The 22,312-nt window shown below is 38.7% G+C and carries 14 protein-coding genes; all 14 read left to right on the top strand.

What is annotated here, in order from left to right; genetic code table 11:
* The first annotated feature begins 17 nt into the window (after nt 1–17).
* The 14 genes from glmM to smpB all read left to right on the top strand — a co-directional run bounded on the left by glmM (nt 18) and on the right by smpB (nt 22,264).
* On the top strand, nt 18–2,648 hold the full coding sequence (gene glmM / locus CUU59_RS06130) for a phosphoglucosamine mutase (RefSeq protein WP_099951091.1): 2,631 nt from the start codon (nt 18–20) through the stop codon (nt 2,646–2,648).
* A 1-nt stretch (nt 2,649) separates the two neighbouring features.
* A complete protein-coding gene (locus CUU59_RS06125; protein ID WP_099951090.1) occupies nt 2,650–3,477 on the top strand; it encodes a DegV family protein in 828 nt (275 codons plus the stop codon).
* 20 nt (nt 3,478–3,497) lie between these two features.
* Nucleotides 3,498–4,436, top strand: coding sequence for a [citrate (pro-3S)-lyase] ligase (locus tag CUU59_RS06120; protein ID WP_099951089.1), 939 nt, complete (start codon nt 3,498–3,500; stop codon nt 4,434–4,436).
* Nucleotides 4,433–5,566, top strand: a complete 1,134-nt coding sequence (locus CUU59_RS06115) for a hypothetical protein (RefSeq protein ID WP_099951088.1) — start codon at nt 4,433–4,435, stop codon at nt 5,564–5,566. Before CUU59_RS06120 ends, CUU59_RS06115 begins: the two co-directional genes overlap by 4 nt.
* Nucleotides 5,567–5,758: 192 nt before the next feature.
* Nucleotides 5,759–9,448 (top strand): DNA-directed RNA polymerase subunit beta, encoded by a 3,690-nt coding sequence (gene rpoB, locus CUU59_RS06110; RefSeq protein WP_099951087.1) that lies wholly within the window; start codon nt 5,759–5,761, stop codon nt 9,446–9,448.
* 11 nt (nt 9,449–9,459) lie between these two features.
* Nucleotides 9,460–13,065, top strand: coding sequence for a DNA-directed RNA polymerase subunit beta' (gene rpoC / locus CUU59_RS06105; RefSeq protein ID WP_099951086.1), 3,606 nt, complete (start codon nt 9,460–9,462; stop codon nt 13,063–13,065).
* 104 nt (nt 13,066–13,169) lie between these two features.
* On the top strand, nt 13,170–13,841 hold the full coding sequence (locus tag CUU59_RS06100; RefSeq protein ID WP_099951085.1) for a zinc ribbon domain-containing protein: 672 nt from the start codon (nt 13,170–13,172) through the stop codon (nt 13,839–13,841).
* Between the two features lie 117 nt (nt 13,842–13,958).
* Entirely contained in the window at nt 13,959–14,183 is a 225-nt protein-coding gene (gene secG / locus CUU59_RS06095) for a preprotein translocase subunit SecG (protein WP_075574803.1), read from the top strand.
* A 29-nt stretch (nt 14,184–14,212) separates the two neighbouring features.
* The gene (locus CUU59_RS06090) at nt 14,213–16,228 is read left to right on the top strand and encodes a sodium-translocating pyrophosphatase (RefSeq protein WP_099951084.1); all 2,016 of its coding nucleotides are present in this window, start codon (nt 14,213–14,215) and stop codon (nt 16,226–16,228) included.
* Nucleotides 16,229–16,289: 61 nt separating this feature from the next.
* Nucleotides 16,290–17,042 (top strand): alpha/beta fold hydrolase, encoded by a 753-nt coding sequence (locus CUU59_RS06085; protein WP_099951083.1) that lies wholly within the window; start codon nt 16,290–16,292, stop codon nt 17,040–17,042.
* Nucleotides 17,043–18,563, top strand: a complete 1,521-nt coding sequence (locus tag CUU59_RS06080) for a UDP-N-acetylmuramoyl-tripeptide--D-alanyl-D-alanine ligase (protein WP_099951082.1) — start codon at nt 17,043–17,045, stop codon at nt 18,561–18,563.
* A 9-nt stretch (nt 18,564–18,572) separates the two neighbouring features.
* A complete protein-coding gene (locus CUU59_RS06075; RefSeq protein WP_099951081.1) occupies nt 18,573–19,715 on the top strand; it encodes a D-alanine--D-alanine ligase in 1,143 nt (380 codons plus the stop codon).
* A 46-nt stretch (nt 19,716–19,761) separates the two neighbouring features.
* On the top strand, nt 19,762–21,852 hold the full coding sequence (gene rnr / locus CUU59_RS06070) for a ribonuclease R (RefSeq protein ID WP_099951080.1): 2,091 nt from the start codon (nt 19,762–19,764) through the stop codon (nt 21,850–21,852).
* Nucleotides 21,821–22,264, top strand: a complete 444-nt coding sequence (gene smpB, locus CUU59_RS06065) for an SsrA-binding protein SmpB (protein WP_099951079.1) — start codon at nt 21,821–21,823, stop codon at nt 22,262–22,264. Before rnr ends, smpB begins: the two co-directional genes overlap by 32 nt.
* Nucleotides 22,265–22,312 lie beyond the last annotated feature (48 nt).

Raw genomic sequence — 22,312 nt, 5'->3', positions numbered from 1 at the left:
ATGGGTATAAATTTATTATGATGGATGAATATGTATATAAAATTTTAAATAAAATTGAAGATACTAATAATTCTGCTTACGTGGTTGGCGGGGCAGTCCGTGATTATCTTTTAAAAAGAAAAATTCACGACTACGATATTACCACCTCTTTAAATCCCAAGGAGCTCAAAAAACTTTTTCCAAATTCCATTATGGTAAATAAAAAAATGGGAACTGTAACTGTAAAGGGAGTTGAGATTACCCCTTATAGGATTGAGTCGGCCTACGAAGATGGCAGGCGGCCAAGCAAAGTCCGATTTTCAAAGTCTATTGATGATGACTTGATTAGGAGGGACTTTACTATTAACGCTCTTGCCATGGACAAGGATGGGAATATTATAGATAAATTTTCTGGCAGAGATGACCTCAATAAAAAAGTTATTCGCTGTGTGGGAAATCCCGACAGGCGTTTCAGGGAAGATGCACTGAGGATGCTAAGGGCCATTCGCTTCGCCTGCCAACTGGACTTTAGGATTGAGGGCCAAACTCTGAGGTCAATTCGTCGAAATGCAGATTTGATTTATAAATTGTCGACGGAGAGGATTAGGGATGAGTTTAATAAAATTTTGCTGTCCGACAATGTTATTTTGGGTTTGGATCTTTTGAGGTCAACTGGACTCTTGGAGAGGATTATACCTGAGTATAAATTTACTTACGATTATGACCAGCTCAATCATCACCACAAATATGACCTCTACAATCACATGATAAGGGTGGTAAAGTTTTCTAATAAGGATTTGCCGACCAGGTTGGCGGCCCTCTTGCACGATATTGAAAAGCCCTCTTGCCAAGAGGTATTTGCGGATGGAAGTGCTCATTATTATGGGCACGATAAAAAATCCGCACAAACTGCCAGGAGGATTTTAAAGGATTTAAAATATCCAAAGGCGACCACTCACAAGGCTAGCAAGTATATTGAAAACCATATGAATGCTGATCCCAATATTGGCCTACGCGGCGTTAGACGGGTGAGAAATAAATTTGGCGACGATATTTATAATTTTTTGTCCTTGCTCTATGCCGATTCCTTGTCGGCGAGTGGCGAGGACCTTGAAAAAATTGACAAATTGTACAAAATGTTAGATAATATTAGCCAAGAAGAAGATTTTAATAAAGGGAATGAAATTTGCATTAACGGCAATGATTTAATAAATATTGGATACAAAGAGGGCGTTAAAATTGGCAAGGCTTTGGGCAAACTCAAAGACCTTGTTGAGCTGGGTTTAAAAAACGACCGGGAAAGCCTTCTGAGTATTGCAAAGGAATTCCAAAGTGGAGGGAATATGAAAAAATATTTTGGCACAGATGGAGTTAGAGGAATAGCAAATACTGAACTTACAAATGAATTTGCATACAAACTAGCTAGGGCTGTGGGTAAGTTTATAGAAGGGAACAAGAGAGTTGTGCTTGGTATGGATACGAGGCTTTCGTCTCCTATGTTTATGGCTTCTATTACCGCAGGGCTTATGGCTGAGGGTGTAGACGTCGACCAGGTGGGAGTTATCTCCACACCGGGTGTCGCTTATATAACAAAGACACATGGCTATGGCATGGGGATTATGATTTCCGCATCCCACAACCCATATATGTATAATGGAATAAAATTAATTGGTGCTGATGGCTATAAGTTGACTGACGATGAAGAAATCGTAATTGAAAATATGATTGACAACCTGGAAGCCGAGACCGCTGATGGCGATAAGCTCGGCAAAGTTTCAATTGCCAAGGACTTATTTAACGATTATTTAATCCACTTGGAAGGCCTGGCAGGAGATGGCTTTAAGGGCATGAAGATTGCGATCGATGCAGGCAATGGAGTTATGAGTGAGATTGCGCCAAAAGTTTTTAGGGAACTGGGCGCAGAGCTTATAAAAATAAATTGTGATTCCAATGGCAGATATATAAATGACAATACTGGATCAACTGCACCTGAAAAGATTGCTAAGTTAACCAAAGATGAGGGCTGTGATATTGGTATTGCTTTTGACGGAGATGCCGACAGAGTTATTTTTGCGGATGAAGATGGCAATGTCCTTGATGGAGACCACATCATTTGCTACGGGGCCCTTTGCCTCAAAGAAGAGGTCAGGCTCTCAAACAATGGTGTTGTTACCACTAGTATGAGCAACGGGGCTTTTGAAAAATATTTAAAAGACCACGATATTGAACTCATCAGAGCAGATGTTGGCGACAAGTATGTAATGGAGGCCATGAGAAAAAATGGCATGGTCTTGGGCGGAGAAAAGTCTGGCCACATTATATTTTTAGACCATTTAACCATGGGCGATGGCTTGCAAACCGCTATTATTATTTTAAATATGCTTAAAAAACGTGGTGAGAAGGCTTCGACTATTGGTAAGCTATACCAAGATTATCCACAAGTGCTCGTCAACGCAGATGCAAGTGATGAGATTAAAAAAACTTACAAGGAAAATAAAAATATTAGCAAGGCCATTGACGATTTACTTGAAAGGCACCCTGACTACAGGATTATAATTAGGCCTTCTGGAACTGAAAAGTTTGTGAGAATTATGATAGAAGGCAGTCCGATTGGAGAAATAATTGTAGAAGCCAATAATTTAAAGGCTATTATTGAAGAGGAGAACTAGTATGAAACAATTGATAGTTGATTCATCATGCGAACTGACTGATGACATGATCAAGTCAATGGAATGTTCTGTGGTGCCTTTTATAATTACGATGGATGGTAAAGATTTTATAGACGATGAGAATTTAAATATGGAAACTTTTTTTGAGACCATGGATAATTCTTCAGATGTTATTAGAACGGCTTGTCCTTCACCTGATGAATTTTTAAAGAGGATGAAGGGGGACGAGATATATGTTATTACCATTACTAGCAAGCTAAGCGGAGCTTATCAATCCGCTATGATTGCAAAGCAAATGTATTTGGAAAAGCATACTGAGGCAAAGGTTCACGTCTTTGATTCCAAGTCTGCGACTGCAGGTGAAACTGGAGTGGCTTTGATAGTGGACGAACTTGTGGGCATGGGCAAGAGCTTTGAAGAGGTTGTTGCAGAGACTGAAAAGAAAATTGATGAGTCCATCACTCTGATTGCTCTGTCCTCGCTAAACAATTTAGCTAGAAACGGCAGGCTGCCAAGAATCGTGGGCAAGCTTTCCAAGGTTTTAAACATTAGGCTTATAGCCAGAAACAAGGATGGAGAAATTTCTCCGCTCTCAATTGAAAGAGGATTAAAGAGGACCATAAATGGTCTTATAAAAAAATGCGAGGAATACGGCAATAAGGTTTGTGAATACGCGATAGTAATTTCTCAGGCAAATGCAGCTGAAGTTGCTTTAGAGTTAAAAAATAGGCTGATTGAATTGTTCCCATCAAGACCAATTGAAATCACTAGTATGAATGGACTTTCGTCGACCTACGCTGAAGAAGGAGGGGTGGTAGTATTTCTATAATAGCTATTGATAAAATAAGTATGGATTTAGACTTTGAGAAAAAGGCTTTTGAGGAATTTTTGGAAAGCCAAGGAATCCATTTTGAAGATGCAGATGAATTTTTTGTTATGAGAGACCGGGGCAAGATTATTGCAAGTGGTGCCTACAAGGGAAATGTTATAAAACTGCTGGCCGTGGATAACAAATACCAGGAGGAAGGTTATCTGCCAAAGATGATAAGTCATATAAAGGATGAACTTTATAGAAACGGGGTAGAGACCACTTATATTTTCACCAAGCCTGAATACGAATCAATGTTTAAGTCTCTGGGCTATGAAGTTTTTGCAAAAACTGACCAGATTGTTTTACTCTTGGATAATTTTCACGAGTACGACGACTTTATTCAAAGAGTTAACGATTCGGGCAAGTTTAATGCTTGCATTGTTATGAATGCTAACCCATTTACTTGGGGGCACAGGAAGCTTGTTGAGTATGCAGCCAGAAGCATTTCAAATGTAATTATATTTGTGGTTGAAGAAAACAAGAGTAAGTATTCTTTTGAAGATAGGTTTAAGATGGTTGAAGATGGGCTCACAGATATTTGGTGCGAGGTTATGCCTGGGGGTAAGTTTATTATTTCGGATATGACCTTCCCAAGCTATTTCTTAAAAGACGACACTGATATTGCTCGCGCTCATGCAAGCTTAGATGCAGAAATTTTTGTATCCAGGATTGCTAAGGACTTAGGTATAAGACAAAGATATGTTGCTAAGGAGCCCTTTGACAATATGACTGCAATATATAATGAAGAGTTAAAGAAGCGTCAACATCCACTTTTTGAACTTGTGGAAATCGATCGCTATGCAATTGATGGAGAGATAGTTTCGGCTTCAAAGGTTAGAGAGCTGGAGGCTGAGGGCAAGGATTATTCCAAATATGTCCCTGAAACTACCAAAGAGATTATGGAGAAAATAAAATGATAGAGATATATGAGGTAAAGACCAAGAAGGATATTGATGACTTTACCATGTTGCCTTTTGACCTTTACAAGGCCGAGGATAATTGGGTACCGCCTTTAATTAGTGACTACAAAAAATATATTACAGGAAAGACCAGCTCGGTAAATGAAGTTGGCGAAAGCATCATGTATCTAGCCAAAAAAGATGATAAACTCGCTGGTAGAATTTTGGTTGGCTTAAACGAAGAGTTAAATGAATATCATGGGGTTAAGGATTCATATTTTTCACAATACGAATGCATAGATGACCCAGAAGTTTCCAAGGCCTTGTTTGATCAAGCTTCCAAATGGGCCAAAGACCACGGGTCAAATTTATTGAAAGGGCCTATGTCACTTCCAGGTGGAGACGACAATCGAGGATTTTTATTGGATAACTTTGATGAGCCACCAATGATACAAAATGTCTACAATTTTAAATACTACAATGACCAAGTCTTGGATGCGGGCTTTAGCAAATACCATGATTGCTATGCCTTTGATGGAAGCCCTGACAAAAAAGTTGTTGACAGATATGCAAAAATTATTCCCTACGCCATGAAAAAATATAAGTTTAGATTGGATAAATTTAGACTAGACAAAGATGGCATTAAAAAAGATGCGCTGGATGTATCAGAAGTTATTAAAAAAGGTATGCCCAACAACAAAGACTGGGTAGATCTGATGCCGCCGAGTCGCGAAGAGATAGACAATATTGTTGCAGCAGCTGCACCACTAGCCGACGCGGATTTTATTTATATAGCAAGGAATGAAAAAGACGAACCGATTGCTTTTAATATCGCTGTTCCGGATTACAATCAAGTGCTCAAAAAGATGAATGGAAAGAAAAATCCTTTTGCAATTTTAAAATTTTTATATAATAAGAGAAAAATTAATCAGATGAGGGTTTTTGTTCTATTCGTAGTTCCAGAATACAGAAACAAGGGAGTCACTCAAGCTATATATTTCAAAATTATGGATAACGCCATAAAAAAAGGCTATAAAAAAATAGAAGGCAGCACAATTTGGGATTACAATATGCCAATGCTAAATGATATCCTAAAGGCTGGCGCAAAGATATCAAAGACCTATAGGGTCTATCAAAAAGAAATTTAAAATTTTTAATAGAAATAAATTAAAAAATTGCAAGAGTTTATAAAATAACTATTGCAATTTTTTTTTGAATATGTTATCATGAATAGATGATACATTAAAAGTGGATTCGTATCGCCATTTTTAGATGTCCGCGACGAGTTAATCTTAAAGATTTTTCTTTTTGATATGTTTTTGTTGAGAGGTGAGGTTCATATGGTACATCCTGTTAAATACGGCAAGAGAACAAGGATGAGTTATTCTAGAATTCAGGAAGCTTTAGACTTACCTGATTTACTAGAGGTTCAAACTTCTTCTTTTAAATGGTTTTTAGAAGAAGGAATTAGAGAAGTTTTTCAAGATATTAGTCCAATCGAAGACTATGCAGGAAATCTTATTTTGGAGTTTGTGGATTACAAGATTGATGATGAGTTTAAGTATTCACAAACTGAAGCTAGGCTTAGAGATGCCAGCTACTCTGCAGGTCTAAGAGCAAAGGTTAGGCTAATTAACAAAGAAACTGGAGAAGTAAAAGAACAAGAGGTCTTTATGGGAGACATTCCTATAATGACAGACACCGGTTCATTTATCATTAACGGGGCTGAACGCGTTATCGTCAGTCAATTGGTAAGGAGCCCTGGTGCTTATTTTTCCAGCGAATTTGACAAGAATGGTAATGTTTTAATTTCAGGCCAAATGATTCCTAACAGGGGTGCATGGCTGGAATTTGAAACTGATACAACTGGGACACTTAGCGTAAGGGTCGATAGGACAAGGAAGGTTCCTATTACAACTTTATTAAGAGCTTTTGAAGTCGAGACCGATGAGGATATCATTGAAGCTGTCGGCGATTTTGAAGTGCTCAGGAAGACCTTGGAAAAAGATGTTGCTGAAAACAAGTCTGACGCTGTCCTTGAAATTTATAAAAAATTGAGACCTGGTGAACCAGCTACAGAGGAATCTGCAACCAGTCTCTTGTACAATATGTTCTTTGATTACAAGAGATATGACCTAGCTAAGGTTGGAAGATACACTTTCAACAAAAAGCTGGGAATTGCCAATAGGATTAAAGGATGCAATCTCGCCAGAGATGTCGTGGATTTAAACACTGGAGAAATTTTATTCGAAGCAGGAGAGGCTCTTGACTTCGAAAAAGCTAAACAAATAGAAGATGCAGGAATTAATTTCTGCTATGTTATGCACAATGGCAAAGAGCTAAAGGTTGTTGGCAACCACTTTGTCGATGTTAATGTATATAAAGACAGGGTTGACCTGGAAGCCTTGGGCGTAAAGGAAAAGGTAAACTATCCTGTGATGGAAGCCCTACTTGCTGATGAATCAATCAAGACCAAGGAAGATTTGGAAGATGCTGTTAGAAAAAACATCAGAATGCTCTATCCAAAACACATCGAAGTTCAAGACGTTATAGCAGCTGTAAACTATGCCTGTTTGCTTTTTGATGATTTCGGTTTTGTAGATGATATTGACCACCTTGGCAATAGACGCATTAGATCAGTTGGTGAGCTTTTGCAAAACCAATTTAGAATTGGTCTTGCCAGGATGGAAAGAGTTGTCAGAGAGCGTATGACTATCCAAGATATGGATTATGCCACACCACAAGCTCTTATCAATATCAGACCTGTTGTAGCAGCTATGAAAGAATTCTTTGGTTCTTCACAGCTCTCACAATTCATGGACCAAACCAACCCTCTATCAGAACTCACTCACAAGAGAAAGATGTCGGCTCTAGGACCTGGCGGTTTATCCAGAGACAGGGCAGGTTTTGAAGTTCGTGACGTTCACAACTCCCACTATGGTAGGATGTGTCCGATCGAAACACCTGAAGGACCAAACATTGGTCTTATGACATCGCTTACAACTTTTGCTCGCATCAATGAATATGGTTTTATCGAAGCTCCTTATAGAAAGGTTAAGAAACCTGAAGGAATTGTAACAGATGAAATCGATTACTTGATGGCAGATGTTGAAGATAAAATGATTATAGCTCAATCAAATGAAGAGCTTGATAAGGACAATAGATTTGTAAATGATAGGATTGTTGCAAGGGGAATCAAGGGTGCAATCGACGTATTTAAACGTGAAGATATCGATTACATGGACGTTTCACCAAGGCAAATTGTAGCTGTTGGTACGGCTTCTATTCCTTTCCTCGAAAACGACGACGCTAACCGTGCTTTGATGGGTGCAAACATGCAACGTCAAGCAGTTCCACTAATTACAACTGAAGCTCCTGTAATTGGCACAGGCATTGAATACAAGGCTGCTGTTGATTCAGGCGTTGTAGTTGTAGCCAAGGAAGACGGTGTTGTTGAATCTGTGGATGCAAAGACAATTGTTATTAAGAATAAAAATAAGAAAACAGATACCTATGAATTAGATAAATTCAGAAGGTCTAACTCTGGAACTACAATCAACCAAAGACCGATTGTAGCAGAAGGAGAAAAGATTAAGAAGGGCGATGTTATAGCTGATGGTCCATCTACTGATATGGGTGAAATGGCTATTGGTAAAAATATTTTGATTGCCTTTATGACCTGGGAAGGCTATAACTACGAAGACGCTATTCTAATAAATGAAAAATTGGTAGTTGATGACGTATTTACTTCAGTTCACATTGAAGAATACGAAATCGACTCACGTGATACAAAATTAGGACCAGAAGAAATCACCAGAGATATTCCAAACGTTGGCGACGACATGCTAAAAGACCTTGACGAAGAAGGTATTATCAGAGTCGGTGCTGAAGTTACAAGTGGAGATATTTTGGTTGGTAAGGTTACACCAAAGGGTGAAACTGAACTCGTTCCTGAAGAAAGGCTCCTGAGAGCAATCTTCGGTGAAAAAGCTAGGGAAGTTAGAGATACATCTCTAAAGGTTCCTCATGGTGAAACTGGTATTGTAGTTGACGTTCGCAGCTACACAAGGGCTGCTGGAGACGAACTGCCACCAGGAGTAAACAGAACTGTTAGGGTTTATGTTGCAACCAAGAGAAAGATTATGGTTGGGGACAAGATGTGCGGTCGCCACGGTAACAAGGGTGTTATCTCCAGGATTTTACCTGAAGAAGATATGCCATTTCTACCAGACGGTACACCTATTCAAATCGTATTAAACCCTCAAGGTATTCCTTCACGTATGAACCTGGGACAAGTATTGGAAGTTCACTTGGGACTTGCAGCTAAAAAGCTTGGTCTTCATATAGCAACACCTGTTTTTGACGGGGCTAATGAAGAAGACATTATGAAGGCTTTGGATGAAGCTGGTTATCCAAGAAGTGGTATGATTAAGCTAAGAGATGGTAGGACTGGAGAAGAGTTTGACAACCCTGCAACAGTCGGTTACATGTATATGCTTAAACTCCACCACATGGTCGATGAAAAGATTCACGCTCGTTCAACTGGTCCATACTCACTGGTCACTCAGCAACCTCTTGGAGGTAAGGCACAGTTTGGTGGACAAAGATTTGGTGAAATGGAAGTTTGGGCCCTCGAAGGTTACGGCGCCAGCCATGTTCTTCAAGAAATGCTCACAGTTAAGTCAGACGACATTGTCGGTCGTGTAAAGACTTATGAAGCAATTGTTAAGGGTGAAAATATTCCTAAGCCAGGCGTACCTGAATCCTTCAAAGTTTTGATTAAGGAACTACAATCTTTGGCACTTGATGTCAAAGTCTTGGATGAAAATAAAAATGAAGTTGAACTTAAGGATGATTTGGAAGATGAGCCATCAGACTTAAATTCAATTACAAAAGAAATGAGCACTCTTGGCGTTGACTATGATGAAGACGATGTCAACGAAGAAGGGGAATACAGCCTCGACAATTTGAGAGAGACTGAGAGCTTAGAAGACGAAGAATACGACGACATAGAGTTTAATGAAGAATAGGGGGATTTTATATGTACGAAAATGAAAATTTTGAATCAATTAAAATTGGTTTAGCATCTCCCGAGATGATTAGGTCGTGGTCTTATGGTGAGGTTAAAAAACCTGAAACCATCAACTACCGTACCTTAAAGCCAGAAAAGGAAGGACTTTTCTGTGAAAGAATCTTCGGACCTACAAAGGACTGGGAATGTCATTGTGGAAAATACAAAAGAATCAGATACAAGGGTGTAGTTTGTGATCGCTGCGGCGTTGAAGTCACAAAGGCTAAAGTCCGTCGTGAAAGAATGGGCCACATTGAACTCGCTTGTCCTTGCTCACATATTTGGTATTTCAAGGGAATTCCATCAAGGATGGGACTTATACTTGATATTAGTCCTAGAGCCCTGGAAAAAGTTTTATATTTCGCCAACTATATAGTAATAGATCCGGGCAAGACACCGCTTCTCAAGAAGGATTTGCTCACCGAAGCTGAATATCAACAAATGCAAAGTGAGTATCCAAATGAATTTAGAGCAGGCATGGGTGCCGAAGCTATCAAAGAACTATTACAAGAAGTTGATCCTGAAGCAATTTCAAAGGAAATTAAAAAAGAATTGGAAGATGCCACAGGACAAAAACGCGTTAGACTTATCAGAAGACTGGAAGTTGTAGAAGCATTTAGACTCAGTGGCAACCGTCCAGAATGGATGATTTTGGATGCACTCCCAGTTATTCCACCAGATCTTAGACCTATGGTTGAGCTAGATGGTGGTAGATTTGCAACTTCTGACTTGAACGATTTATATCGCAGGGTTATCAATAGAAACAACCGTTTAAAGAGATTACTTGAATTAGGCGCTCCTGAAATTATCGTTAGAAATGAAAAGAGGATGCTCCAAGAATCAGTAGACGCTCTTATTGATAMCGGTAGACGTGGCAGAGCTGTTACAGGCGCAGGCAACAGACCGTTAAAGAGCTTGAACGACCTCTTAAAGGGTAAGCAAGGTAGGTTCCGTCAAAACCTACTTGGTAAGCGTGTTGACTATTCAGGCCGTTCTGTAATTGTTGTTGGTCCAGATTTGAAATTCTACCAATGCGGTCTGCCAAAAAATATGGCTCTTGAACTTTTCAAGCCACATGTTATGCACGAGCTAGTTGCAAATGGCAAGGCTCACAATATTAAAAATGCAAAACGCATGATAGATAGGATGGAACCAGAAGTTTGGGATGAACTTGAAAAGGTTATCAAAGACCACCCAGTTCTACTAAACCGTGCACCGACCCTTCACAGGTTGGGTATCCAAGCATTTGAACCGATCCTAGTTGAAGGTAAGGCTATTAAGCTTCACCCTCTAGTATGTCCGCCATATAACGCTGACTTCGACGGGGACCAAATGGCTGTTCACCTTCCATTATCAGTGGAAGCTCAAGCTGAAGCAAGACTACTCATGCTATCAACAAACAATATCTTGGCTCCAAAAGATGGTAAACCAATTACAGTTCCATCTCAAGATATGGTTTTGGGTTGCTACTATTTAACCATGGATGCAACTTATGAACAAGAAAATATCCACACCTTCAAAGACTATGATGAAATGATGCTGGCTTTTGATACAAAGCAAATCAAACTTCAAGACAGGGTTAAGGTAAGAGTTACTCTAGAAGATGGTTCACATAAGATTGTAGAATCAACTGCTGGCAGATTTATCTTTAACCAAAAGATTCCACAAAATCTTGGTTTTGTAGATAGGGAAGAGGATAAGTTCTCACTAGAAATAGATAAAACAGTCGACAAGAAGACCTTAGGTCGGATTATCGAAAGATGCTATGATAAATACGGTAACAATATAACAGCAGAACTCTTGGATAATATTAAATCCATGGGTTACTATTACTCAACTATTGGTGCAATTTCAATCTCCATGCAGGACGTTGTTGTTCCAGATAACAAGCAAGATATTTTGGATAAGTCACAAAAAGAAGTTGATAAGTACGAAAAGGCCTTTAGAAAGGGTCTGATTAGTGAAGAGGAAAGATACGAACACGTAATTAACATTTGGAACGACTCAACAGACGAGGTTACAGATGCACTTATGGAATCACTTGATCATGACAACAACATTTATATCATGGCTACATCAGGTGCTCGTGGTTCCAAGAACCAAATTCGTCAGCTGGGTGGTATGCGTGGTCTGATGGCTTCATCAACAGGTAAGACTGTAGAAATTCCTATTAAGTCAAATTTCCGTGAAGGCCTCAGTGTTCTCGAATTCTTCTTATCAAGTCACGGATCCAGAAAGGGTCTATCAGACACTGCTCTTAAGACTGCAGACTCAGGTTACTTGACCAGGAGACTCGTTGACGTCAGCCAAGATGTTATCGTTCGTGAAGAAGATTGTGGCACAACAGATTATCTTGAAATTTCGGCCTTTAAAGATGGCAATGAAGTTATCGAAGAACTTAAAGACAGACTCGAAGGCAGATATCCATTTGAAGATATAGTTGATCCTAATACAGGCGAATTGATTTGTTCAAAAGACGAATTGATTTCAGAAGATATAGCAGCAAAGATTCAAAACCTTGGTTTTGAAAGCGTAAAGGTTAGATCTGTCCTCCACTGTAATGCAAGACACGGCGTATGCAGAAAATGCTACGGCAAGAACTTGGCAAATGGTAGGAAGGTGGACATCGGTGAAGCAGTTGGTATTATCGCTGCTCAATCCATCGGTGAACCGGGTACACAGCTTACAATGAGAACCTTCCACACAGGTGGTGTTGCTAAGGCAGAAGATATTACTCAAGGTTTGCCACGTGTTGAAGAACTATTTGAAGCTAGGAAGCCAAAAGGGGTTGCAGTTATATCTGAAATCGACGGTAAAGTTACTATCGTTGAATCAGACAAGAAGAGGGAAGTTGTTGTTGAAAACAAAGACGCAACTGAAATCTATCCAATCGTATTTGGTTCAAGGATTAAAGTTAAGGACGGTCAAGAAATCAAGGCCGGTGATCCTTTAACAGAAGGTTCAATTAACCCACACGAAATCTTTAAGGTTAAGGGTGTTCAAGGGGTTGAATCTTATATAGTAAAAGAAGTTCAAAGGGCTTATAGGATGTCAGGTGTTGACATTAACGACAAGCACGTTGAAATTATCATGAGACAAATGCTTTCAAAGGTTAGAATTGAAAACGCAGGCGACTCAGACTTTATACCTGGCACTTTGGTCGGAATTACAGACTTCAAAGCAGCAAATGCTGAATTGGAAGCTGCAGGAAAAATTCCTGCAAGTGCAAAGAGAGTTTTACTGGGAATTACAAAGGCAGCTCTGGCTACTGATTCATTCTTGTCGGCAGCATCCTTCCAAGAAACAACAAGAATCTTGGCAGATGCAGCAATCAAGGGCAAGGAAGATTACTTGCTAGGACTTAAAGAAAATGTAATTATCGGTATGACAATTCCTGCAGGTACAGGCGTCAAGAGATATCTAAACATAGACGTTCCTCTATCAGATGACGATCCTCTAAAGAAAAAACTTGAGGAAAAACCTGTCGTTGAAAAAGAAGAACCACAAATCCTTGGTGACTTGCCAATGAATGAAATTCTAAAAGAACTTCAAAGACAAGAAAACGAAAACTTTTAAATTAGAGAGGGTACGCCCTCTCTTTTTTGTTGAATTTTATATTCTTATGTGTTATTATTAAATAAAATAATAGTAACAATTATGTTATATTTGAGGAGGATATTATGAAAGTATGTAAAAACTGCAACAACATAGTTGATGATAGTGCAAAGTTCTGCAACAAATGCGGGTCTGCTTTTGAAGAAACTGGTGGAGGAAACGGTGCAGATAACCGTCAATATGCAAATAACTATCAAGGCCAAAATAAAGTGAACATTGACTTTAGCAATTACTTTGCTTGGTTTAAGAAGAGATTAACAAATCAAAACTTCGAACAAGAAGATGATAATTTTAAATATTCGCTAATTAATTTGGGAATAATTCTTGGTGTTTTTTTCTTAACCTTGCTTGGTAATTCTAGTGCTTTATCACTTGGATTATTTGTGTTTATCATCTCAACAGGCCTTGTGCTTCTCATGAATTACTTGGGAAACAGAGACATTAAAAAGTTTATAAATGGACTTGCAAACAAAACAGTCATTTCTGCTCCATTACTTTTGCTTGCGATTTTGCTTTCTCTAATTCCTTACTTTGATAGAAATCCTGATCTGCCTTTGTTATTATATGGATTTTCAGTTCTCCAATACAATGTATCTTTATTAGATATAATGTTTAACGATAGGTTTGGAAAGAGAATTAAAGTTTATATTGCGATGATTTATTTTGTACTGGTTGCAGCACTCATTGGAAAATTTGTCGAATCAATGATATCATCTGCAATAATGAGTTTTTTCTAAAATAAATTTATGCCCCTTTTTAGGGGCATTTTTTTGTGCAAATAGGGCCTTTAATGCTTGAAAAAAACATTCTTTTATGTTAGAATTAATCTGTTATAGATTAGATGGAGGTGTAATATGATGTATGTACTTTATGCACTTGTACTTATTAGTTCAATTGCTCTAATAACACTCATGATGGTACAAGAAGGTAGCGACCAAAGCTCAGTAATTATGGGGGTAGCACCAGAAGCATTATGGGGTAAAGATCGCGGAGTATCTCGTGATGCAACATTAAAGAGAATGACTATTATAGCAGCTGCAGTATTTTTTGTAACTGCATTTTTGCTATCAGTTTTTTAGTCGAAAATAATATTTTTTAGGAGGACAAAGTGGATTATATTTTGTATTGTGCACCGATAGTAGCGGTGCTAGGACTGGTATATGCTTTAATAAAAGCTACTTTTATTAAAAAGCAACCAGTTGGAAATGCTAGAATGGAAGAATTATCAACCTATATTTCCGAAGGTGCTATGGCATTTTTAAGAAGGGAATATCGTTCAATGGCGATATTTGTTGTTGCAGTTTTTGTAATACTTGGTCTTGCAATTGACTGGCTAACAGCTATTTGCTTTATAGTTGGTGCAATTTTCTCAGTATTAGCTGGACTTATCGGTATGAAGGTTGCAACAAAGGCTAATGTTAGAACTGCAAATGCAGCCAACACAGATGGCATGAGCAAGGCTCTTAGCGTAGCTTTCTCAGGCGGAACTGTAATGGGTATGTGTGTTGTTGGTCTTGGTTTATTAGGAACAACAGTATTTTATTTAATTTTTAAAGACCACGCAGATGTATTTAATATCATTACAGGTTTTGGTTTTGGTGCTTCATCAATCGCTCTATTTGCTAGAGTTGGTGGCGGTATCTATACCAAAGCTGCAGACGTTGGCGCAGACCTTGTTGGTAAGGTTGAAGCTGGTATCCCAGAAGACGACCCAAGAAACCCTGCTGTTATCGCTGATAACGTAGGAGATAACGTTGGTGACGTTGCAGGTATGGGAGCTGACTTATTTGAATCATATGTTGGTGCTATTATTTCAGCATTTACACTTGGATATTTTGCATACGCAGACAAGGGCGTTCTATTTGTAGCTGCTCTTGCGTCAGTTGGTTTAATTGCAAGTATTCTTGGTACCCTATTTGTTAAGGGTGACAATGATCCACAAAAAGCACTAAACTCTGGTACACTTGTTGGATCAATCATAACTGTTATTGCTTCATATTTCCTATCAGCAAATATTATTGGTAGCACAAAACCATTTATCGCTACTGTAGCAGGTTTAGCAGTTGGTCTCATCATCGCTAAGATTACAGAATACTTCACTTCAGAAAAATATGCTCCTGTTCAAAAGATTGCTGAAGAATCAGAAACAGGTGAATCTACAAATATTATCTCTGGTTTATCAGTAGGTATGATGTCTACTGCTGTTCCAATTATTACAATTGCTATTGGTATTATTGTTGCTTTCTACCTTGCTGGTGGAATGACAGATCCAAAGCTAGGATTATTTGGTATTTCTCTTGCAGCTGTTGGTATGCTAGCAAACTCAGCTATGACAATTGCTGTTGACGCTTATGGTCCAATCGCTGATAATGCTGGTGGTATTGCTGAAATGGCTGAACTCCCAGAAAGTGTTAGAGAAATTACAGATACACTTGACGCTGTTGGTAACACAACTGCAGCTGTTGGTAAGGGTTTTGCTATCGGAAGTGCTGCTCTAACTGCACTTGCACTTTTCTCAAGCTATACTCAAGCTGTTGCTCTAGAATCAATTGACCTTACAAAACCATCAACAATTGCTGGTTTATTCATCGGTGGTATGCTACCATTCCTATTCAGTGCTATGACTATGGAAGCTGTTGGTAAGGCTGCTAACCAAATGATTGAAGAAGTAAGACGTCAATTTAGAGAAATTCCTGGAATTATGGAAGGAACAGGCAAACCAGAATATGGTAAGTGCGTTGAAATTTCAACAGGCGCTGCTCTAAAGGAAATGATTATTCCTGGCCTAATGGCAGTTCTTACACCAATTCTAGTAGGTGTTCTACTTGGCACAGAAGCACTTGGCGGTCTACTTGCTGGTGGACTTGTAACAGGTGTACTCATGGCTATCTTCATGTCAAATGCTGGTGGCGCATGGGATAATGCTAAAAAATATATTGAATCAGGCGTTCACGGTGGAAAAGGTAGCCCAGCTCACAAAGCTGCTGTTACTGGAGACACAGTAGGTGACCCATTCAAAGACACATCAGGACCTTCACTAAACATTCTAATCAAACTTATGACAATCGTCAGCCTTGTATTTGCACCATTATTTGTGAAAATCGGCGGATTAATTTTAAAATAATTTGAAGGGGTGGGCAGCCACCCCTTTTAAATTATACTTACATATTTAAGATGAGGTGACTATGTATATAGATATTGATGGTATAAAAATTTATTATGAAGAGGAGAATGCAAATTGCGACCAAGTTGCCTTTGTCGTCCATGGTTGGGGGGCTTCAATTGCCGCCATGAAACCCGTTATAAATTCCCTCAAACATAAATATAGGGTTATAGCCATGGCTCTGCCTGGACATGACAAGAGCGATAAGCCTAAAGATGTCATTGGTACAAGCGATTATGCGGACATAATTTTAAAGTTTATGGACCAGTTAAATTTGACCAATGTCTATTATCTGGGCCATTCTTACGGGGGCAAATGTGGAATTGAAATCGCATCTAGGCCATCTCATCCAATTGAAAAACTAGTTTTGATTGACGCATCTGGCATCAAGGCGCCTTTGGATTTTAAAAGCAAATTTAAAATTATATATTTTAAGTTTATGAAAAAGCTTTATGTTTTATTTAGAGGCGAAAAAAATCTAGAAAAGTTTTACAAAAAACATGGATCAGCTGATTATAAGAGTGCAGACGGCGTTATGAGAAAGATTTTGGTAAGAGTTGTAAACGAAGACTTAACGGAAAAATTAGAAAAAATTGATGTTCCAACCCTTGCTGTATGGGGTAAGAATGATATGGATACACCACTTTGGATGGGCCAGATGATGGAAGAGAAGATTCCTTCCTGTAAGCTGGAGGTCCTTGACGGTGGACATTACTCTTACTTAGATGATATAATAGGATTTAGAAATGTGGTAGAACCATTTTTGGAGGATTAGATGTTTGAAACTTTACAAGTAATTTTGATAATATTATTGGTTGGACTTTTTAATATTCTTTTGTATATTAGAAGCACATATTTTTTGCAAATGGTCCAACAGCTTGGATATATTCCTGCTGAATACAAGGAGTGGATAGCAAGTAATAGGGACAAGGCCTATTCCTTTTCTAAGGACAAGACCAAAATGAGCGATTCCAAAAAGCCTTTGGTCTACACTGATAGGGCCAAGAGACTTCTAATAACAAATACTATTATAAATGCAGTTATCTTGCTGGCCTTGCTATCGATTTCATTCTTTGTAAAGCTGGATTCGATGGCCTATGTGCTCTATGTTTCACTGATAATATTTGTGGCAATTTTACTTTATTTTTATCAATCAAGGATAATGATGCTGGCCCTTTATATTATTAATCCCCATGAAAAAAGGGTTAATAATAAGTTTTACAAGATGGCCCAAGATAAGATTAAAGATCAGAAAATAAATGGCCTAACAGTTATTGCTATTACTGGTTCTTACGGCAAGACTTCAACAAAGACGATCTTGGCACAAATCTTGTCTAATTATAAGAGGGTTTACAGCTCGCCATCGAGTTTTAATACTCCTATGGGTTTGTCCAAGATTATAAATAACGAATTAAACGAAAGCCACCAAATTTTCATTGCTGAAATGGGGGCCAGGTATACTGGAGAAATTAAAGAGTTAGTTGACCTTGTTTTCCCAGATATTGGTATTATTACAAATATCGGTCCATGTCATTTGGAAACTTTTGGTTCTATTGAAAATATTATTAAAACGAAGTTTGAACTTGCAGATGGACTTAAAAATAAGGCTATAATTGTAAATGCAGATAGCGAGCTGGTCTTAGATGAAGCTAATAGGAGAAATCTGGACTGCTACAAGGTTGGCATTGATAATGGTGATCTGACAGCTACAATTAAAACTATAAATGAAAATGGTACAGTTTTTGATATAAACTTTGTCGATGGACCTATGGAAGCTCATACAAAGCTTTTGGGCAGGCACAATATTTTAAATATTATAATGGCAACCCAAGCTGCTATCGAAGTTGGCATGCAAAAGGAAGACATTATAAGGGCCATTGCAAACTTAGAACAAGTTGAGCACAGGCTAAATATTATCAAAAATCCAGGCGGAGCCATTGTAATCGATGATGCATTTAATTCAAATCCAGATGGAGCCAGGGCCGCATTAGAGGTTTTAAATCTTTTTGAAGGCGGCAAAAAAATCATTGTTACACCTGGTATGGTTGAGCTCGGAGACTTGCAAGAGACCGAGAACTTTAAATTGGGCGAGGAAATTGCCAAGATGACCGACATTTCGATTTTGGTTGGCAAAAAAATTGCAGACGATGTCAACAGGGGAGTTGAAGCGACCGATAATATCGACCACAAGAATTATAGGGTGGATACTTTGGACGATGCGACAAAGCTCTTGGGTGAAATTTTATCGCCTGGCGATGTAGTTTTATTTGAAAATGATCTTACAGATATTTATTAGAGGTGAAAGATGAAAAATATTGCTGTTATCTATGGGGGCAGGGCCGTTGAACACGAAGTAAGTGTTATTACAGGCATCCAAGCCATAGAAAATTTAGACAAAAATAAATACAATGTCATTCCTGTTTTTATAAACAAGGACGGGCAAATGTTTACTGGCGAATGCTACAAGGACTTTAGGTCCTTTAAGACTAATGAGTTTAAGGACAAAAAGCCAGTTAGATTTGCAACAAATTATGGCGACCACAATTTATATATTGAAAAAGGCGGCCTCTTTGCCAAGGAGGAAAAAATCGAAATTTACTGTGTCTTAAACGGCCTCCACGGTTCGCACGGAGAAGACGGGGCCATCCAAGGAATTTTTGAAACCAATGGGATTCCTTTTACAGGTCCATCTCTTATGTCTTCATCCCTAGGAATGGACAAGATTATTATGAAGGATGTCTTTAAGGCAAATGATATTCCTGTTGTTAAGCACATGTGGTTCTATAGGTCAGACTATGAAAAGCATGAAAGCGATATTATCCAAGGCCTCATGGCTAAGCTCCAATTCCCAATGTATGTTAAGCCAGCTAGCCTGGGCTCAAGCATTGGCATAAAGGAAGCGACTGATGAGGTCAGCCTAAGAGATGCAATTGCCATTGCCAAGGAATTTGACAGAAAAATAATCGTTGAAGAATCAGTTGTGGACGCAGTCGAATTTAATGTCGGCGTAATGGGAATGAAGAGTGACGTTGAAGTATCCAGAGTCGAAGTGCCTGAGGGCGTTGGCGAATTTTTTTCCTTCGAGAAAAAATATGAAGCCGGTTCAAAATCAAAGATAACTGGCGGCAAGCATAAATTTTTGGAAGACGAAGAATTGGCAGCCCAAGCTCAAAGGTTGGCCAAGGAAGCTTTTATTTGCTTGGACACCAGGGGCAACGCTCGCATAGATATTCTTTGCAACAAGGACAAGGAACTTTTTGTAAATGAAATTAATACACTCCCGGGTTCCTACGGATTTTATCTGTGGGAGGACATGGGCTATACCTTCAAGGCCGTCCTTGACAAGATGATTGACATAGCCATTAAGGCTAACGAAGAAGAAAAAGAAACTAATTATAGGTTTGATGCAGACTTATTTAATAAGACAAGTTTTGGATCCAAACTGTAAGATGAAAAACTCTAGACTTTGTTTAGAGTTTTTTTAGGAGGTTCATATGAAGATAAAAGAAAAAATTAAAATGGTCGTATCTGAGCTAAAGTCTGTTGACAAGGACAAGCTGCAAAAAATCCTCGGCATCAGCAAAAAGGACAAGAGAAAATTTAACAAGACCCTTGACCAAATGGTTTCCGAGGGGACTATTCATATGGATCAAAGGGGCAATGTAAAGATTGGTCCTGCCAAAGTTTACAAGGGGACCTTTATGGCCACTAGGCAAAACTATGGCTTTATAGAAAACAAGGACGGCGACGATTACTTTGTGCCAGCTGGCAAAACCATGGGAGCAATGGATAGGGACTTAGTCGAGTATGAAATCGTTGGTAAGGAAAGAGGCAGGGAGATTGCTTTTGTAAGGGCTGTTGATTTTACAAACAAGTCCTTGGTTGGCATGGCCATTAAAAGGCGGAAAAAATTAATTATACAAGCTGAAAGAGAACTCTCTTATCCACTTAAGATTTTAAACTATGATGAATATTCCTTAAGGGAAGGCGGACTTTATAGGGTTGAAATAATTTCCTTTGACGAAGGCAGGGGAGTTTATCGGGCCAAAATAAAAGAATTTATAGGCTTCAAGGGCGAAAAGCATGTTGACCTCATGTCTCTGGTTGTTGATGCAAGTGTACCTGCGACTTTTACAGACGAAGTTTTAAGAGAAGCCGATGAAGTTTCTAAGGAAGCGATCCTACCTAAGGGCAGAAAAGATTATAGGGATATGCTCACTGTAACTATAGACGGCAAGGATGCCAAGGACTTTGACGACGCAATTTCAATTGAGACAGACGGAGATTCTTATATACTCACGGTCCACATTGCAGATGTCAGCCACTATGTAAAATCTTATTCCAAGCTTGACCGAGAATGCTATAATAGGCAGATGAGTATTTACCTGCCAGGTTTGGTAATTCCAATGCTGCCAGAGGTGATTTCAAATGGTGTTTGCTCATTAAATCCAAATGAAGACCGCTATGCTATGTCTGTTAGGATGAAGGTTGACAAAATAGGAAAGGCTGAGCTTATATCAAATGACAAATCAATTATAAAATCCGATTACAGGTTAAATTACGAGGATTTAAATAAATTTTACGATGGCGAGTCCATTGAACCCTATAATTTTATTGCAGATTTTTTAAATGCTTGCAAGGATCTGTATGAAATATTAAAAAAAGCCTCTGTTCAAAGGGGCACGATTGAGTTTAGGTCCATAGAGCCTGAGATTGCAACTGATGACAAGGGCAAGGTCACTGATATTAAGGTCAGAGACCGTGGACTTAGCGAAAGAATTATAGAAGAATTTATGATTATCACAAACAAAATGGTGGCGACCAAGTATTTTGTAAAGATGTTTCCATTTTTGTACAGGGTCCATGAGGCACCGACTGATGAAAAGATTGCAACTCTTAGGACTCTCCTTAGACCTTATGGATTAAAGGTCGAAGACGACATGGATGCTAAGAAATTCCAAGAGCTTTTGGAAAGGGCCAAGAACATGGACGCCTTTGAAAGGATAAATGATTTGGTTTTAAGGTCCATGACCAAGGCGGACTATCGAGATGAAAACGAAGGCCACTTTGCTCTTGCTTTGGAAAATTATTCGCATTTTACCGCGCCTATCAGGCGGTATCCAGACTTATTTATTCACAGAATTATGTCCATGGATATGGAGGGCAAATTATCAAAGAAAAACATTTCAATCTTTGAAGACCAAGCCAAGGAGATTGGCGAACGAGCAACCTCAGTTGAAAGAGTCGTATTAGAACTTGAAAGAGATGCCATTCAGCTTAAAAAATGTGAATACATGAAAGAAAAGATTGGCGAAGTTTATCCGGCCAAGATCAGTGGCGTGGTCGAGTTTGGAATTTTTGCCATGCTGGACAACACAGTTGAAGGCTTGGTACACGCAGATTATATTGAAAATTATAGATTTGACGAGAAGACCATGACGGCTAGGGCGAAAAACTTTGACGGAGACCTTGAAGTGGGCAAGAGAGTTTATGTAAAGGTAGTTAACGTTAGCGTTTCTAGGATGCAGATAGATTTTGAATTCGTGGGGGAGGATGAGTATGGAAAAAACTCTAGCGACCAATAGAAAAGCTAGGCACGATTATTTTATAGAGAAAACTTATGAGGCAGGCATTGCCTTAAAGGGAACGGAAGTAAAAAGCATACGCGCTGGAAAGGCCAATTTAAAAGAATCTTATTGTGTGATTAGAAATAACGAGGCCTTTGTGGTGGGCATGCACATAAGCCCTTACAAGGAAGGCAATATTTTTAATGTCGACCCTTTAAGAGACCGCAGGCTACTTTTAAACAAGAGAGAAATCTTGAGAATTAACCAAGAAGTCATGCAAAAGGGTATGGCGGTAATTCCCCTTAGCCTTTATTTAAAAAACGGTCTTATAAAGATGGAAATAGCCATCGCCCGCGGTAAAAAACTCTACGACAAACGTGAATCAATCAAAGAAAGAGATATAAAGAGATCTTTGGAGAGGTATATTTAACCTCTCTTTTTATTTGACAAAAAATTGGGGGGGTATATAATTAAAAGT

Origin of the sequence: Ezakiella peruensis, assembly GCF_900215725.1 — a bacterium.
GTDB classification, from domain to species: domain Bacteria; phylum Bacillota; class Clostridia; order Tissierellales; family Peptoniphilaceae; genus Ezakiella; species Ezakiella peruensis.
The sequence above is the reverse complement of the archived record's forward strand: the minus strand, read 5'-3'. Positions and strand labels throughout refer to the sequence as shown.

What these genes read in the sequence shown, in the direction of transcription:
- smpB (WP_099951079.1), top strand. Translation starts at nt 21,821, where the DNA reads ATGAGTATGGAAAAAACTCTAGCGACCAATAGAAAAGCTAGGCACGAT.
- CUU59_RS06125 (WP_099951090.1), top strand. Translation starts at nt 2,650, where the DNA reads ATGAAACAATTGATAGTTGATTCATCATGCGAACTGACTGATGACATG.
- rnr (WP_099951080.1), top strand. Translation starts at nt 19,762, where the DNA reads ATGAAGATAAAAGAAAAAATTAAAATGGTCGTATCTGAGCTAAAGTCT.
- secG (WP_075574803.1), top strand. Translation starts at nt 13,959, where the DNA reads ATGATGTATGTACTTTATGCACTTGTACTTATTAGTTCAATTGCTCTA.
- CUU59_RS06120 (WP_099951089.1), top strand. Translation starts at nt 3,498, where the DNA reads ATGGATTTAGACTTTGAGAAAAAGGCTTTTGAGGAATTTTTGGAAAGC.
- glmM (WP_099951091.1), top strand. Translation starts at nt 18, where the DNA reads ATGATGGATGAATATGTATATAAAATTTTAAATAAAATTGAAGATACT.
- CUU59_RS06115 (WP_099951088.1), top strand. Translation starts at nt 4,433, where the DNA reads ATGATAGAGATATATGAGGTAAAGACCAAGAAGGATATTGATGACTTT.
- CUU59_RS06100 (WP_099951085.1), top strand. Translation starts at nt 13,170, where the DNA reads ATGAAAGTATGTAAAAACTGCAACAACATAGTTGATGATAGTGCAAAG.
- rpoB (WP_099951087.1), top strand. Translation starts at nt 5,759, where the DNA reads ATGGTACATCCTGTTAAATACGGCAAGAGAACAAGGATGAGTTATTCT.
- CUU59_RS06085 (WP_099951083.1), top strand. Translation starts at nt 16,290, where the DNA reads ATGTATATAGATATTGATGGTATAAAAATTTATTATGAAGAGGAGAAT.
- CUU59_RS06080 (WP_099951082.1), top strand. Translation starts at nt 17,043, where the DNA reads ATGTTTGAAACTTTACAAGTAATTTTGATAATATTATTGGTTGGACTT.
- CUU59_RS06075 (WP_099951081.1), top strand. Translation starts at nt 18,573, where the DNA reads ATGAAAAATATTGCTGTTATCTATGGGGGCAGGGCCGTTGAACACGAA.